Annotated in this window: 12 protein-coding genes; 8 read left to right on the top strand and 4 right to left on the bottom strand. The window is 65.9% G+C overall.

Annotated features, from left to right (window positions below):
* Window position 1: 1 nt before the first annotated feature.
* From ACQR03_RS00705 to ACQR03_RS00715, 3 genes are all read right to left on the bottom strand, one after another.
* Window positions 2-550: a sigma-70 family RNA polymerase sigma factor gene (locus ACQR03_RS00705; protein WP_315749251.1), complete on the bottom strand. Its 549-nt coding sequence runs from the start codon at window positions 548-550 to the stop codon at window positions 2-4.
* A 97-nt stretch (window positions 551-647) separates the two neighbouring features.
* The gene (locus ACQR03_RS00710) at window positions 648-965 is read right to left on the bottom strand and encodes a cupredoxin domain-containing protein (protein ID WP_315714883.1); all 318 of its coding nucleotides are present in this window, start codon (window positions 963-965) and stop codon (window positions 648-650) included.
* A gap of 14 nt (window positions 966-979) precedes the next feature.
* On the bottom strand, window positions 980-1,924 hold the full coding sequence (locus ACQR03_RS00715) for a metallophosphoesterase family protein (RefSeq protein ID WP_316185213.1): 945 nt from the start codon (window positions 1,922-1,924) through the stop codon (window positions 980-982).
* 222 nt (window positions 1,925-2,146) lie between these two features.
* On the opposite strand from ACQR03_RS00715, the gene ACQR03_RS00720 reads away from it, so the two are divergent.
* Window positions 2,147-3,319 carry an acyltransferase gene (locus tag ACQR03_RS00720; RefSeq protein ID WP_316188179.1) on the top strand — a complete coding sequence of 391 codons (1,173 nt, stop codon included), beginning with the start codon at window positions 2,147-2,149 and terminating at the stop codon, window positions 3,317-3,319.
* A gap of 156 nt (window positions 3,320-3,475) precedes the next feature.
* On the opposite strand, the gene ACQR03_RS00725 is transcribed toward ACQR03_RS00720, so the two are convergent.
* Complete coding sequence (locus tag ACQR03_RS00725) at window positions 3,476-5,095, bottom strand: GMC family oxidoreductase (RefSeq protein ID WP_316185216.1); 1,620 nt, start codon at window positions 5,093-5,095, stop codon at window positions 3,476-3,478.
* Window positions 5,096-5,268: 173 nt separating this feature from the next.
* Between ACQR03_RS00725 and ACQR03_RS00730 the strand changes: the two genes are divergently transcribed.
* The 7 genes from ACQR03_RS00730 (at window position 5,269) to ACQR03_RS00760 (ending at window position 13,626) form a co-directional block, all read left to right on the top strand.
* A complete protein-coding gene (locus tag ACQR03_RS00730) occupies window positions 5,269-6,438 on the top strand; it encodes a M20 aminoacylase family protein (RefSeq protein ID WP_316170549.1) in 1,170 nt (389 codons plus the stop codon).
* Between the two features lie 477 nt (window positions 6,439-6,915).
* The gene (locus tag ACQR03_RS00735; RefSeq protein ID WP_315714878.1) at window positions 6,916-7,263 is read left to right on the top strand and encodes a hypothetical protein; all 348 of its coding nucleotides are present in this window, start codon (window positions 6,916-6,918) and stop codon (window positions 7,261-7,263) included.
* 239 nt (window positions 7,264-7,502) lie between these two features.
* Window positions 7,503-8,534 (top strand): aKG-HExxH-type peptide beta-hydroxylase, encoded by a 1,032-nt coding sequence (locus tag ACQR03_RS00740; RefSeq protein ID WP_315714877.1) that lies wholly within the window; start codon window positions 7,503-7,505, stop codon window positions 8,532-8,534.
* Window positions 8,531-9,736 carry a radical SAM protein gene (locus ACQR03_RS00745; RefSeq protein WP_316170547.1) on the top strand — a complete coding sequence of 402 codons (1,206 nt, stop codon included), beginning with the start codon at window positions 8,531-8,533 and terminating at the stop codon, window positions 9,734-9,736. Before ACQR03_RS00740 ends, ACQR03_RS00745 begins: the two co-directional genes overlap by 4 nt.
* A gap of 93 nt (window positions 9,737-9,829) precedes the next feature.
* A complete protein-coding gene (locus ACQR03_RS00750) occupies window positions 9,830-10,945 on the top strand; it encodes an aKG-HExxH-type peptide beta-hydroxylase (protein ID WP_434841558.1) in 1,116 nt (371 codons plus the stop codon).
* Between the two features lie 39 nt (window positions 10,946-10,984).
* A complete protein-coding gene (locus tag ACQR03_RS00755; RefSeq protein WP_434841557.1) occupies window positions 10,985-12,274 on the top strand; it encodes a YcaO-like family protein in 1,290 nt (429 codons plus the stop codon).
* A complete protein-coding gene (locus tag ACQR03_RS00760) occupies window positions 12,271-13,626 on the top strand; it encodes a TfuA-like protein (RefSeq protein WP_316164410.1) in 1,356 nt (451 codons plus the stop codon). Before ACQR03_RS00755 ends, ACQR03_RS00760 begins: the two co-directional genes overlap by 4 nt.
* Window positions 13,627-13,651 lie beyond the last annotated feature (25 nt).

The following is a 13,651-nucleotide window of genomic DNA, read 5'->3' on the forward strand; positions in this document are numbered from 1 at the left end:
CTTAAGGCTCCTCCTGCGCGAGCCAGGCGGCGCGCAGCATCGCGCGGGCGCGGGCAAGACGCGACATCACGGTGCCGACCGGCACGCCGGCGGCCTCCGCGATCTCGCGATAGGACAGATTGTTGACCTCGCGCATGACGAACGTCTCGCGAAACGGCTCGGCCAGCGTGTCGATCAGCCGGCGGATCGCCGAGGCATCACGTTCCCGCAACACGGCGCCTTCCGGCGTCTCGGCGCTCTCCTGCCACAGCGGGGGCTGCTCGGCCGCTTCCGGCGCGTCATCGAGCGCCTTGACCGGCGCGCCGGCCCGGCGCGCGAATTCGGCGTGGCAGACATTGCGCAGGATCGCGAACAGCCACGGTTTCATCGCCGGGCCGCGATAGGTGTCGAAATGCTTCAGCGCGCGCAGGTAGCATTCCTGCACCGCGTCCTCGGCGTCGGCGGCGTTGCGCAGCAGATAGCGCGCCAGCGTGTAGGCATCGTCGAGATAGGGCAGCGCCGCCTCGCGGAAGCGTCGCGCCTTCTCGGGATCGTCACTGGCTGTCGTCACCGGCGAGGTCTCCGGCCCGGTTCGCGGTCGCACGGCGCGGCCGGCGGTACGCCGCCGACCGGCCCATCCGACGATGCTCATGCCCTGGTTCGCGATGCTACTCAACCTTGACCAGCCCCGTCATGTGCGGATGCAGCGAACAGAAATATTTGTAGTCGCCGGCGGCTGCGAACGTGAAGGAGAAGCTGTCGTCGGTGTCGAGCGTTTTCGATCGGTATTTCCCGGCCGACACCACCGTGTGCGGAATGTCGTCGTGGTTGGTCCAGGTGACGGTGTCGCCGACCTTCACCGTCACTTCGGTCGGGGTGAAGGTGAAATTGTCGATCGTGACCTTGATGGTCTCGGCGCGCAGCGGCGTGGCGCAAACAAGCAGTACGGCGGCCAAGCCGGCACCGCGAAGAACAGGCTGGATCATCGCGTTTTCGTCCCTCAGCCCGCAAGCGGCGTGTCGATGATCGCGAGCCGCTCGTCACCGACCTTGAAGTCGATACTGGCGATGCCGAGCAGGCTGCGCAGCCTGGCGTCCTCGACCTTCATCGGGCCGGGCGAGGGCGCCGTGCCCGGCGCCGGCTGCGGAAAGGCGGTCGAGCGCGCGGTATGGAAGGTGACGTTGCCTTCGACCTTCTGCATCACCTGATGGATATGGCCGTTCAGCACCGTCACCGAGCCGAAGCCCTTCAGGCTGTCGAGCGCGCGCCCGCCATCCTCGGTCCCCCAGCCCCATTGCGGATACACCGTCCACAGCGGGATGTGCGCGAACACAACGATCGGCGTCGATTTCGAGCGGCCCTTGAGATCCTGCTCGAGCCAGGCAAGCTGCTCGGCGCCGAGATTGCCGAGCCCGCCGGCCTTGAGATCGACCACGTTGACGAGCCCGACGAAGTGCACGCCATTGGCATCGAACGAATACCAGCCGGAACCGCGCGTGCCCTTGCCGTAGCGCTCCTTGTAGAGCTTGACGTCCTCGTCGAGGAAGTCGTGCTCGCCCGGCACGTAGTGCACGTCGAGCCTGGACTGCGAGATGATGCGGTCGGCATCGTCGAACTCGGCTGCCTTCGACAGATGCGAGATGTCGCCGGTATGGATCATGAAGGCGGGCTTCACCGGCATCGCCTTGATGCGGTTGACGGCCTCCTCGAGCGTGCCGGTCGCGTTGGGATTGGCTGGCTTGTCGAAGCCGACATGGCTGTCGCTGATCTGCAGGAAGGTCAGGCCGGGCGCGGGCTGCTCGGCCGCCCGCGCCGCGTCGACCAGGCCGAGCGAACGTGGCACGCCGCCCGACAGCGTCCAGAGCACGCCCGTGCCCGCCCATGTCATGCACTCCAGCACCTTGCGGCGGCTGACGCCGTTCTCGTCATGATCACCAAGGCTCATCGTCATCTCCCGTTGCCCGTCATCGGGCTTGCGGGTGAGAAGAGCGGTCGCGGCCCGGTTTTATTCCCGGCTTCTCGCGATCGAAACGCGATGACGTGTTCGTGATCATGCCGGCCATGGCTGGCGGCTCACCTGGTCACGCAGGATGTGGCGCAGGGCCGCGCGAATGACATGAGCGGCGCGCGCCGCCGAGGGGCGGCTGATGGACTGGATGCGACGTCGATGCATGAGCGCGTGACCCCGACCCTGCAACGAACCGAGACGTCGCGCGATCGGATCGTGCTGCTCGACCGCGCCAGGACCTTCATCACGCTCTCGGTCGTGCTCTATCACTCCGCCATCAACTACACCGATTTCGGCCAGGGCGGCGACCGCATGCACTGGCTCGGCTTCGATCTCGTCGCGCTGTTCAACGACAGCTACTTCATGTCGTGCATGTTCTTCATCTCCGGCCTGTTCGTGCCGGCAAGCCTGGCGGGCAGGGGCGCGTCGGACTATGTCGGGCGCCGTGCGCTGCGGCTCGGCGTGCCCTATATCGTGTCGATCTTCGTGATCATGCCGATCGCCTACTACCGCTACTACGTGGCGGAGGATCAGTTCAGCGCGGTGTGGTGGCGGATGATCAGCGAGGGGCCGTGGCCGTCCGGCTCGGCCTGGTTTCTCGGCGTGCTGCTGGGGTTTGATATGCTGGCTGCGCTCGTCTGGGTCCTGGCACCGCAGGCGGTCGGCGCACTCGGGCGTTGGGCGGGAATGGTGCTGCACTATCCGCTCACTGGCTTCCTGATCTTCCTCGTGATCGCCAACCTGGTCTATCTGCCGCCGCATCTCGGCTTCGGTGACGGATTCTGGTTCATGCCCGGACATTTTCCGCTGCCGCTGCAGGCGAGCCGGGTGCTGCTCTATCCGGCCTTCTTCGTCGGCGGCGTCGCGATCGGCGCAGCCGGGCTGCGGACGGGGCCGTTCGCAGCCGACGGCGCGCTGGTGCGGCGCTGGTCGATCTGGTTCGGTCTTTCCTACGGCTGCTATGGCGCGATCCTTTTGCTGGCCTACGCGCATCACAACTGGATCGCCGATTTCGATTCCCCGCCACTGTGGTGGCGCGCGGCCTATGGCATGGCGGTGGCGAGCTTCTGCGCCGCGATGGCGTTCGGCGTGCCGACCTTCTTCCTGCGCTGGGCGAAGGCACCGCTGGCGCTGATGGATCGCCTGCAGCCGTCGGCCTACGGCATCTACCTGCTGCACTTCCTGCCGCTGCTGTGGCTGCAATATCTGGTCTACGACCCGGCGTGGCCGGCGGGAGTGAAGTTCGCGATCGTGCTGATCGGCACGCTGTCGGTGAGCTGGCTCGCAGCAGCACTGTTGCGCCGGGTTCCGCTGGTGGCGCGGATCATTTGAAGCTGAACCTCTCTGACGTCAAAGGCCACCGTTCATTGATGGTGTCATTGCGAGCGAAGCCGACGAAGCAATCCAGAGTCGGGACGGGGCTCTGGATCGCTTCGCTTCGCTGCTTCGCTCCCAATGACGGCAGCGGTGGTTGTTGGACGTGAGCGCCTAGCGCCCATCCTCCAAGATCATCGACGCCGCCTTCTCCGCGATCATCGCCGTCGGCGTGTTGGTGTTGCCTGACGTGATCGTCGGCATGATCGAGGCATCGGCGACGCGCAGGCGGTCGATGCCGCGAAAGCGCAGCCGCTCGTCGACCACGGCCATCGGATCATCAGCGGAGCCCATCTTCGCCGTGCCGACCGGATGAAAGATCGTCGTGCCGATGTCACCGGCGGCCTTGGCCAGCGCCGCGTCGTCGTCGCCGACGGACGGGCCCGGCAGGTATTCCTCCGGCCTGTAGGCGGCGAGCGCATTCTGCTTCATCAGCCGGCGGGTGACGCGGATGGCGTCGGCCGCCACCTGGCGGTCGTCCTCGGTTGCCAGGTAGTTCGGCGCGATCGACGGCGCGTCGTCGATCCCCGCCGAGCGGATGCGAACGGTGCCGCGCGAGGTGGGGCGCAGGTTGCAGGCGCTGACCGTGATCGCGGGAAAGCGATGCAGGGGATCGCCGAACTTGTCGAGCGACAACGGCTGCACGTGGAACTGGATGTTGGCGCGGTCGCGCGTCGCATCCGAGCGCGTGAAGATGCCGAGCTGCGACGGCGCCATGGTCAGCGGCCCGCGGCGCCGGAACGCGTAGTCGAGACCCATCAGGCCGCGGCGCACCAACGAGTAGTAGGTCTCGTTCAGCGTCTTCACGCCCGTGACCTTGTAGATCGCGCGCTGCTGCAGATGGTCCTGCAGGTTGCGTCCCACGCCCGGTCTGTCGAGGACGACATCGATGCCGAGCTCGCCGAGCCAGTCGGCCGGGCCGATGCCCGAGCGCTGCAGCACCTGCACCGAGCCGATCGAGCCGGCGCTGAGGATGACCTCGCCCCTGCTGCGCGCCTCGATGGTCTCGCCGTTCTGCCGGTAGCGCACGCCGACAGCGCGGCCGTTCTCGACGATCAGGCGATCCACCAGCACCTGCGTTTCCAGCCGCAGGTTCGGCCGGCTCAGCGCCGGCTTGAGAAAGCCCCGCGCGGAGGACCAGCGCCGGCCGCGCTTCTGGTTGACGTGGAAATAGCTGATGCCTTCGTTGTCGCCGGTATTGAAGTCGGGGATGCGGCGGAGGCCCATCTGCTCGGCGGCATCGCCGACCGCGTCGAGCACCGCCCAGGACAGCCGGGGCGCCTCGATGCGCCAGCCGCCGCCGGTGCCGTGATGCTCGCTCTCGCCGAGAAAATGATCCTCCAGCCGTTTGAACACCGGGAGCACGTCGGCATAGCTCCAACCGGCGAGACCGAGCTGGCGCCAATGGTCGTAGTCAGCGGCCTGGCCGCGCATCGAGATCATGGCGTTGATCGCCGAGCAGCCGCCGATCACCTTGCCGCGGGGGTAGGCCAGCGAGCGGCCGTTCAGCCCCGGCTCGGCCTCGGTGCGAAACATCCAGTCCGAGCGCGGATTGCCGATCGCGAAGAGGTAGCCGACCGGAATATGGAACCAGATCCAATTGTCATTGCCGCCGGCCTCGAGAATCAGGACGCGGCGCTTCGGATCGGCCGACAACCGGTTGGCGAGGATGCAGCCGGCGGTGCCGGCGCCCACCACGATATAGTCGTAATCCCCCTCGAGCTGTCTCGGCATCGGCATTCCCTTCCCATCGTTGCCAGCTTTTAGTCAGCTCAGACGGGACCGGACAAGCGCCACGTTCATGGCTGGTTGACCGAGCCATGAGACGGGCGCAGCCCTTATCTTGGGCGGTGCGGCTTTTGCATGCTAAACAGGCGCAAAGTCCCACCGGAGTTACGAGATTCCCCATGCCCATCGTCAACCGCGTCGCCGATCTGCAGCCCGATATCCAGGCCTGGAGGCGGGATATCCATTCGCATCCGGAGCTGCTCTACGACGTGCACCGGACGGCGGCCTTCGTCACCGAGCGGCTGCGCGAGTTCGGCTGCGATGAGGTCGTGACGGGCCTCGGCAAGACCGGCGTGGTCGGCGTCATCAAGGGCCGCAAGCCCGGCCACGGCGAGGTGAAGGTGCTCGGACTGCGCGCCGACATGGACGCGCTGCCGATCGAGGAGGCGACCGGGCTGCCCTATGCCTCGAAGACCCCGGGCATGATGCATGCCTGCGGCCACGACGGTCACACCGCGATGCTGCTCGGCGCCGCGCGCTATCTCGCCGAGACCCGCAACTTCGCCGGCGAGGTCGCGGTGATCTTCCAGCCCGCCGAGGAGGGCGGTGGCGGTGCGGACGCGATGATCAAGGACGGGCTGATCGACCGTTTCAAGATCGACCAGGTTTACGGAATGCACAACGGGCCCGGCCTGCCGGTCGGCGCGTTTGCCATTCGCCAGGGCCCGCTGATGGCATCGACCGATGCGGTCGACATCGCGATCGAGGGCCATGGCGGTCATGCCGCCAAGCCGCACAATTGCATCGACTCCCTGCTGGTCGGCGCCCAGCTTGTCACCGCGCTGCAGCAGATCGTGTCGCGCAGCGTCGACCCGCTGGAGGCCGCGGTGTTGTCGATCTGCGAGTTCCACGCCGGCAATGCCCGTAATGTGATTCCGCAGAGCGCGGTGCTGCGCGGCACCGTGCGGACGCTGACGCCGAAGGTACGTGAGCTGATGGAGAAGCGCGTGCGCGAGGTCGTGACCGGCGTCGCCCAGATGACCGGCGCCAAGATCGACCTGAACTATGCACGCGGCTATCCTGTCGTCATCAATCACGCCGAGCAGACCGAGATCGCGATCCGCGCCGCCAGGGAGGTCGCGGGCGACGCCAATGTGCACGAGATGCCGCCGATGATGGGCGGCGAGGACTTCGCCTACATGCTCGAGGCGCGCCCCGGCGCCTTCATCTTCGTCGGCAATGGCGACAGCGCCGGCCTGCATCACCCCGCCTACAACTTCAATGACGAGGCGATCGTCTACGGCACCTCGTTCTTCATCAAGGTGGTGGAGAATACGCTGGCGGCGTGAGGCTCGCGGCCGCGTGCAGCGGCACCGCCGCGATCAGGCACGAAAGTGGACTGGCAGGGCCCGTGCGATGAGCGCGGGCCTTTTGCTTTCCATATGCACGTCGAGCTTCATGAGCTACGCGAGAATGTGCGCTGCCGCGGAATGAGGTGCGACAATATGCCTGGCGGGTGACATCCGAGAGCGCAAGACGTCATCACGCGTGGTCACTGCCGGCCTGAGACGACCGCAGTGCGTCGCTCATTCGAGCAATCAACAGGTGTATCTGACAAACTACTCTATTGTTAAAGAACTAGCTTCATGTTAGTTTTTTTCTGGCTTCGACGACTGGCGAATTGGGACAGCCTGAGCGAAGTGCTTAGCACAGCTACATTGCTTCAGGTTCTGTGAGTTCAGGGCGCGAGATCACAGAGCTTGTACCGGGACGTTGCTATTTCCTTTCTGAACGATGGCGGTTCTCAACCGACTGGGAGTATAGGAATGGCTGATCGCGATCCGGCGGAAATGCGCAAGAAGGTCGATCTGGCGCTGAAATCCGTAGTCGACTCAGAGATCGCACGCGCGTCTCTGAAGATCGACATCATGGCAGAAGGCGTTCCATTCTCGCGTGGAGCGATCTTCAGCAAGACCAATCCATTCTCGCGCGGCATCGTCTTCAGCCGCCTTGCGGCGATGGAGCGTCCGGACGAGATGGAACGTGAAATCGCCAACGATCCCGCGGTGTTGGGGGCTCTTGCGGAGCGTCTCACGCAGGTACGGGCGGTGAAGGACCTCAAGGGTCAATTTAGCGTGCCGCAGGCGGGGGGCGCGCCGAAATCGGTCAGGTGAATGGATCGATCGTTCGGCTAAGACGGAGCGAAGCGGGCCTGCGATGTCGGATCTTTCCGACGTGACGTGTCGTGGGCCCGCCCGCGACTCGCTGGTGCGGATGACGGGCAATGGTCGCCGTCATCAGCGTGACCTTTCCTGATAGCTGCTCTTGATTCCGGCATCGGTTGCGGTCCTGTCTGACGGCGGGACAGCTTGCGGCCGGCTTCGTTGGCGTATTTCCGGAGGCATGCTCGATCATGAGTGACGCGTGGACCTGGCGACCGTCGAAATCTGCCTGGCATGAAAAATTCAACGACAGGATCCTGAGATGGCAGCCGGAGGATCGCCTCGGCCTCGACTGCGAGCCGCTCAAGGCGTCGCTCATCGAAGCCAACGCGCGTGAAGCGGACTGGCTTCGTCATCCCTGCATGAACTCCATCACCTATGAGGGGCATGACAAGAGCCCGCAGCGTGATCTGCAGGTGGCGATCTGGACGGCGGCGAATGCGCCGACCGCATCCACCTCGCTGACGACGCCGGAGCCGTTGACCTTGTGGTCGCCGGTCGGAGGCTACCGGATCGAGGCCGGCAGCTATGACCTGAACGAGCTCGCTGGGCTGCTCCCGATGAAGGAATGGCCCTACGACATATCGGTCGACGTGGGGTGCCACTCCCTCGGATTTCCGATTCCCGACACCTGGGCCGAGCACACCGATCTCTCGGCCGACGAGCAGGCCCGGATGACGCGCGAGGTGACGAACGCGCTCGAGATCCTCGTGACCGCCGCGAAGAAGTTTCCCGAGTGCGTGAATTGGGTGTCCGATGTGACGCGGGTCCTGATCCCCCTGCGCAGCAGCGAGCGATCCTATTTCCGCAGCGGGTCGCAAGCCGATGTGCCCGGGATGGTTTACGCCGACCTGTTCGGCGGCCTGATGCAGGTGATGGAGGCCATCGTCCACGAATCCGCGCATCTGCATCTGTTCATGGCGGAGGCGTCGGGACCCCTGGTGGATCCGCAGCACCAGGGGCGCTACGCATCGCCGTTGCGGCCGGAGCCGCGGCCCTTGCGCGGGATCCTGCTGGCCTTTCACGCCATCGCCTACATCTGCGCCTTCTATCGTGAGGCCGAGAAGCAAGGGTTCGGCGGATCAGCCGAGTATCAGGCCGAGCTTGCCAATATGCTGACCAAGCTCAAGGAGGCGCAGGTCGTACTGGACGGTGCCCGGCCGTTCCTGACCGAGGACGGCCGCATCTTCGTCGATCGCACCGCCGAGATTGCGTACCAATGAACGACGGTCCCCATCTTCACTTCGTGTTCAAGGTCGCGTCGCGCTGCAATCTGAACTGCTCCTATTGCTACGTCTACAACAAGGGCGACAGCACGTGGAGAGAGCGGCCCGCGATCATGGATGATGAGGTCGTCGAGATCGCGATCGACCGCATCCGCCGCCATTGCCAGGCAACAGGTCAGAGCTATCTGACGATCACCTTTCATGGCGGCGAGCCGTGCCTGGTCAAGCAGGAGCGGTTCAGCTCATGGTGCCGGAAGATCAAGGAGGGGCTGGCGGGCGTCGCGCGGGTGCAGCTCTGCATGCAGACCAACGGCACGCTGCTCGACGACGGCTGGGCCGAGATCATCAAGAGGTTCGACATCGATCTCGGGATCAGCATCGACGGAACCCCCGAGGTGCATGATGCCCTGCGCGTCGATCATGCCGGGCGTGGCTCCTATCGCGATGTCGAGCAGGGCCTTGCCGTGCTGCGCCGCGCCGGGATTCCGCTGCGCTTCCTGTCGGTGATCCAGCTCGGGGCGAGCGGTGCCGCGGTGCATCGCCATCTGACGAGCCTGGGCCCGGCCTCCATCGACTATCTGCTGCCGGATTTCACCCACGACACCATCGCGGCGGTTCGCGACCGGTATGGACCGACACCCTGTGCCGATTTCCTGATCCCGATCTTCGAGGATTGGTGGCGGGACGGCACGCTGGACCTCCGGATCAAGATCTTCTGGAACATCGCGTGGCTGGTCCAGGGCGGGGAGAGCCGCATCGACATGCTCGGCAACCAGCCGCTGACCTTCCTGTTCGTCAACACCGATGGCGAGATCGAAGGGCTGGATGTGCTGCGGGTCTGCTACGACGGCGCCGCGCGCACCGGCCTGAATGTGCGGACGTCCGACTTCATGGACGTCCGGCACGCCGGCGAATTCCATCGTGCGGCGGTGTTCGAGGGCATGCCGCTGCCCGACGGCTGTCGCGCGTGCCGCGAGCGCGACACGTGTGCCGGCGGCTATCTTCCGCATCGCTATGCATCGCGGACGGGCTTCAACAATCCGACGGTGTGGTGCGCCGATCTCCTGAAACTGTTCGATCACGTCCGCGAGCGGCTGGGAACGTCGGTGGAGGAAACCAAGCTGCGCCGGGCTCATCTCCTCGACACCGCCCTGCGGCGGGCGGTGGGGCTGCAGCAGGAATCTCCGGCCATCGGCTGAGGTCGGACCTCGATCGCCGACTTATGCGCGCTGTCGCGCGGGCCTGCTGCAAGGCGGCGTGGTCGAGAGTGGAACGTGGAAGGAGTGCGCACGATGACGATCACCCTGATGCCTGACGTTCTGCGCTGGAATGACTACGAGGCGGTGTGTGACGGCGTGCTTGCGACCTATGGCGACCGGCTCGCGCAGAAGCTGGGCGAAGCCCTCGGCGAGATCGGCCGCGACGACCCTGCGGGCGGGGACGAACTGCGCAGCCTGATGGATCGCGTGGCGGACGACGGCTTCATGCGGGTTCTCGATGCCCCCGAGACCTCGTTCCGTCTGCTGTCGGCGCCGGGCCGGTACGCCGAGGACAAGGGACGATTTCTGCGCGATTCATTCGTGGCTGAGGCCTTGCGCCAGGGACTCGAGATCACCGCCGATCGGGAGCTGTGGACCGCGCTCGGCGATCGCGGCTATCGGCGTGACGGCGCCTGCATCTGGCCGCAGATCGAGGGCATGCCCGTGACCGATTACGGCAGCCCGCATGCGGTCAAGGTGGATCTGTCCGGCCAGGACCGGCCGGTCCCGCCGCAGCGCCCGCCGTTCTCCGAGGACGAAATCGACCGGCTGCACGATCTGCTGCACCGGTCCCGGGATGCGCTCGAACGGACCGAAGCGGGGCTTCCCCGCTTCGTCGCGCGCTTCAACATCGCGCTCATCCTGCAGAAGGATCCGGAGAGCCCGGGCAGCTTCTCGTCAGGATCGAACGGCTACTACATCGGCCGCACCTTCCTCGCCAACCCGCATCTTCCCGAGATCGACGAATCCCACATCGCCGATGCGCTCGTCCATGAGGGCATCCACGCGCTGCTCTACATGCAGGAGCAGGAACAGCCCTGGTTCCTCGATTCGACGGCGAAGGGCTCGCTGCCGCGCATCACCTCGCCCTGGAGCGGCAGCCGGCTGCCGTTTCCGTCCTTTCTACAGGCCTGTTTCGTCTGGTACGGCCTGCTGCACTTCTGGAGCCTGGCGATGCAGTCCGGCGCGTTCGAGCAGGGCGTCGCGATGAAGCGCATCCAGCTCTGCCTGCGCGGCTTCTGCAAGCAGCCGTTGCTCGACAGCATCGCGGAGTTTTCGTCGGTGGTCGACGCCGACGTGCAGAAGACGATCGAGGAGATGCAGAACGTCGTGGTCGGCGCCTTTGCCGATGTCCGCCGTGCGGGCTGATGCGACGACGTCAGCGGCGGTTGAGTGTGGAGGCTGCGGATGGCGAATGGAACGGCACTGCATCGGGATCGTCTGGCGCGTCCGGTCCCGAAGAGCTTTCGATGGGGAACTCAGCGGTCGGTGCCGCCGTCGCAGACGGTCGAGCGGGTGCGTCCGTTCCTGGGAGAAATGGGAATCACGCGCATTGCTGACGTCACGGGTCTCGACCGCGTCGGCATTCCCGTCACCATGGTCTGCCGGCCGAACTCGCGCTCGGTCTCGGTGTCGCAGGGCAAGGGGCTGACCCTGGATGCTGCGAAGGCGTCGGGCGTGATGGAATCGATCGAGCTGTTTCACGCCGAGACGATCACATTGCCGCTGAAGCTTGCGACCTATGCCGAGCTGATCAGCGACCATGAGGTGGTCGACGTGGCGGACTTGCCGCTGATCGCCGGCGGGCGTTTCCATCCCGATCTGCAGATGCTGTGGATCGAAGGGCGCGATCTCATGGCCGATGCCGACGTCTGGGTGCCGTTCGAGATGGTGAACCTGTCGACCTCGCGGCCGGAGATGCCGGCCGGCAGCTTCATCTCGTCGTCGAACGGGCTGGCGTCCGGCAACCAGCTGATCGAGGCGGTCCTGCACGGCATCTGCGAGGTCGTGGAGCGCGATGCGACCACGCTCTGGCACCTCCGCAGACCGGACGAGCAGCAGAGCCGGCGCGTCGCGCTCGAGACGGTTCAGGACGAAGGCAACCGGCGGCTCCTGGAGATGTGCGAGCGCGCGGGCCTCGAGGTCGTGGCGTGGGACATCAGCTCCGATGTCGGGCTCGCCGCCTGCCAGTGCCTGATCTTCGATCGTGACGAGGAGCTGGGGCGGGATCTCTACGCGGCGTTGGGCATGGGCGCGCATCTGTCGCCAGAGATCGCCTTCCTGCGGGCGCTGACGGAAGCCGCGCAGAGCCGGCTGACGCTGATCGCGGGCGCGCGCGACGACGTGTTCCGCGAGGAATATGACGAGAAGGCATTGGCCGCACAGTTTCTCGGCGAGCAGCGGGCGCTGCTGCGAAACAGCCCGCCGACGCGAAGCCTGCGCGAAACTCCGTCGCTGGCAGCGGAGACGTTCAACGATGATCTCGCCGTGGTTCTCGAACGGCTGCAATCCGCCGGTGTCCGGCAGGTGATTGCGGTCGATCTCACCAAGAGCAGGTTCGAGATCCCGGTGGTGAGGATCATCATTCCGGGGCTCGAAACCTTCGACAAGAATCCTGACTACAGCCCGGGGCGCAGAGCGCGGGCGTTGGCCGGCGATCAGATCTCGCGGCATCAGCCATCGGGGCATCCGCTATGACGTGCATCGTATTCACCGGGCCGACGCTGCATCCGCGCGACGCGGCGCTCGAATTGGAGGCCGAGTATCTCCCGCCGGTGCAGCAGGGCGACGTCTATCGTGCCGCGCTGGCGAAGCCTGCGGCGATCGGAATCATCGACGGCTATTTCGAGCAGGTGCCCTCGGTGTGGCACAAGGAGATCCTGTGGGCGATGGCCAACGGCATCCACGTGTTCGGCAGCGCCAGCATGGGCGCGCTGCGCGCGGCCGAGCTGCACGCGTTCGGCATGGAAGGCGTCGGCAAGGTGTTCGCGGCGTATCGCGACGGCGTGTTCGAGGCCGACGACGAGGTCGCCCTGATTCACGGACCGGCTGAGCTCGGCTTTCCCGCGCTGTCCGAGCCGCTGGTCAACATCCGCTTCACCCTGCAGAAGGCGGTCGACCATGGCGTGATCTCGGAGGCGTCCCGCCTGGTCCTGGAGGCGCTCGGCAAGGCGAGCTTCTATCCCGAGCGCAGCTACCCGGCGCTGCTGCAGGGCGCGCGGTCCGACGGCAGCCTGGCCGCGGAGGAGATCGACGCGCTGAAGGCGTGGCTGCCGGATCACCGCGTCGACCAGAAGCGCGAGGATGCGCTGGAGATGCTGCAGACGATGCGGCGCCGGTTTGCCGGAGACACGGTGCCCAAGGCGGTCGATTACGCCTTCGAGCACACCCAGCTATGGGACGGCCTGATGCAGGACGCGCAGCGTTCGGCGGCCGCAGCGCGCGAGACGGTGATGCCGGACGGAACGCCGCACCTGCTGGACGAGCTGCGCCTGCTGGCCGTGCGCGGCAGCGACCTGTCCGACAAGGCGATCGCGCGATTTCTCGCGGCATCGGAGGCGAAGCGCCGCGGCATCAGGGTCGACGCCCAGGCGCTGAGCGCGGAGATCATCCGGTTTCGGCAGAGCAGGGATTTGATGGACCCGGCCGAGCTCGAGGCATGGATCGCGCGCAACGGCCTGACCCGGTCGGAATTTCTGGAGCTGATGCTGGACGAGGCGCGCATTCGATCGTTCAGGAAGGGGCTCAACGGCTCGGCCCTGAATGCGCTGGCCGACTGGGCGCGGATCGACGGCCATTTCGAGGATCTGCTGGCGCGCGCGCGCGACAAATGCGACGTGCTGAAGCAGACGGAACTCGACGGCGGTGGCAGTCCGGCGGACTATGGCCTCGGCGAGGACGAGCTGATGGCGAGATACCTGCCCGCGATGCAGGCCGGCGCACCCGACCGGGACGAGACGGACGTGGCGGTGTCGCTCGGCTTTCCCGACCGAGCAGCGCTGATCCAGGCCTTGCTGCGTGAGCACGTCTACACGTCGCGCAAATCCTGAGGCCCCGTTGTCGCGTGGGGGCGGC

This window comes from Bradyrhizobium sp. HKCCYLS3070 (assembly GCF_051167575.1).
GTDB lineage: Bacteria > Pseudomonadota > Alphaproteobacteria > Rhizobiales > Xanthobacteraceae > Bradyrhizobium.

Coding starts and splice junctions, on each gene's coding strand:
- ACQR03_RS00730 (WP_316170549.1), top strand. CDS start 5,269: ATGCCCATCGTCAACCGCGTCGCCGATCTGCAGCCCGATATCCAGGCC.
- ACQR03_RS00745 (WP_316170547.1), top strand. CDS start 8,531: ATGAACGACGGTCCCCATCTTCACTTCGTGTTCAAGGTCGCGTCGCGC.
- ACQR03_RS00715 (WP_316185213.1), bottom strand. CDS start 1,924: ATGAGCCTTGGTGATCATGACGAGAACGGCGTCAGCCGCCGCAAGGTG.
- ACQR03_RS00750 (WP_434841558.1), top strand. CDS start 9,830: ATGACGATCACCCTGATGCCTGACGTTCTGCGCTGGAATGACTACGAG.
- ACQR03_RS00710 (WP_315714883.1), bottom strand. CDS start 965: ATGATCCAGCCTGTTCTTCGCGGTGCCGGCTTGGCCGCCGTACTGCTT.
- ACQR03_RS00740 (WP_315714877.1), top strand. CDS start 7,503: ATGAGTGACGCGTGGACCTGGCGACCGTCGAAATCTGCCTGGCATGAA.
- ACQR03_RS00720 (WP_316188179.1), top strand. CDS start 2,147: ATGCATGAGCGCGTGACCCCGACCCTGCAACGAACCGAGACGTCGCGC.
- ACQR03_RS00760 (WP_316164410.1), top strand. CDS start 12,271: ATGACGTGCATCGTATTCACCGGGCCGACGCTGCATCCGCGCGACGCG.
- ACQR03_RS00755 (WP_434841557.1), top strand. CDS start 10,985: ATGGCGAATGGAACGGCACTGCATCGGGATCGTCTGGCGCGTCCGGTC.
- ACQR03_RS00735 (WP_315714878.1), top strand. CDS start 6,916: ATGGCTGATCGCGATCCGGCGGAAATGCGCAAGAAGGTCGATCTGGCG.
- ACQR03_RS00725 (WP_316185216.1), bottom strand. CDS start 5,095: ATGCCGAGACAGCTCGAGGGGGATTACGACTATATCGTGGTGGGCGCC.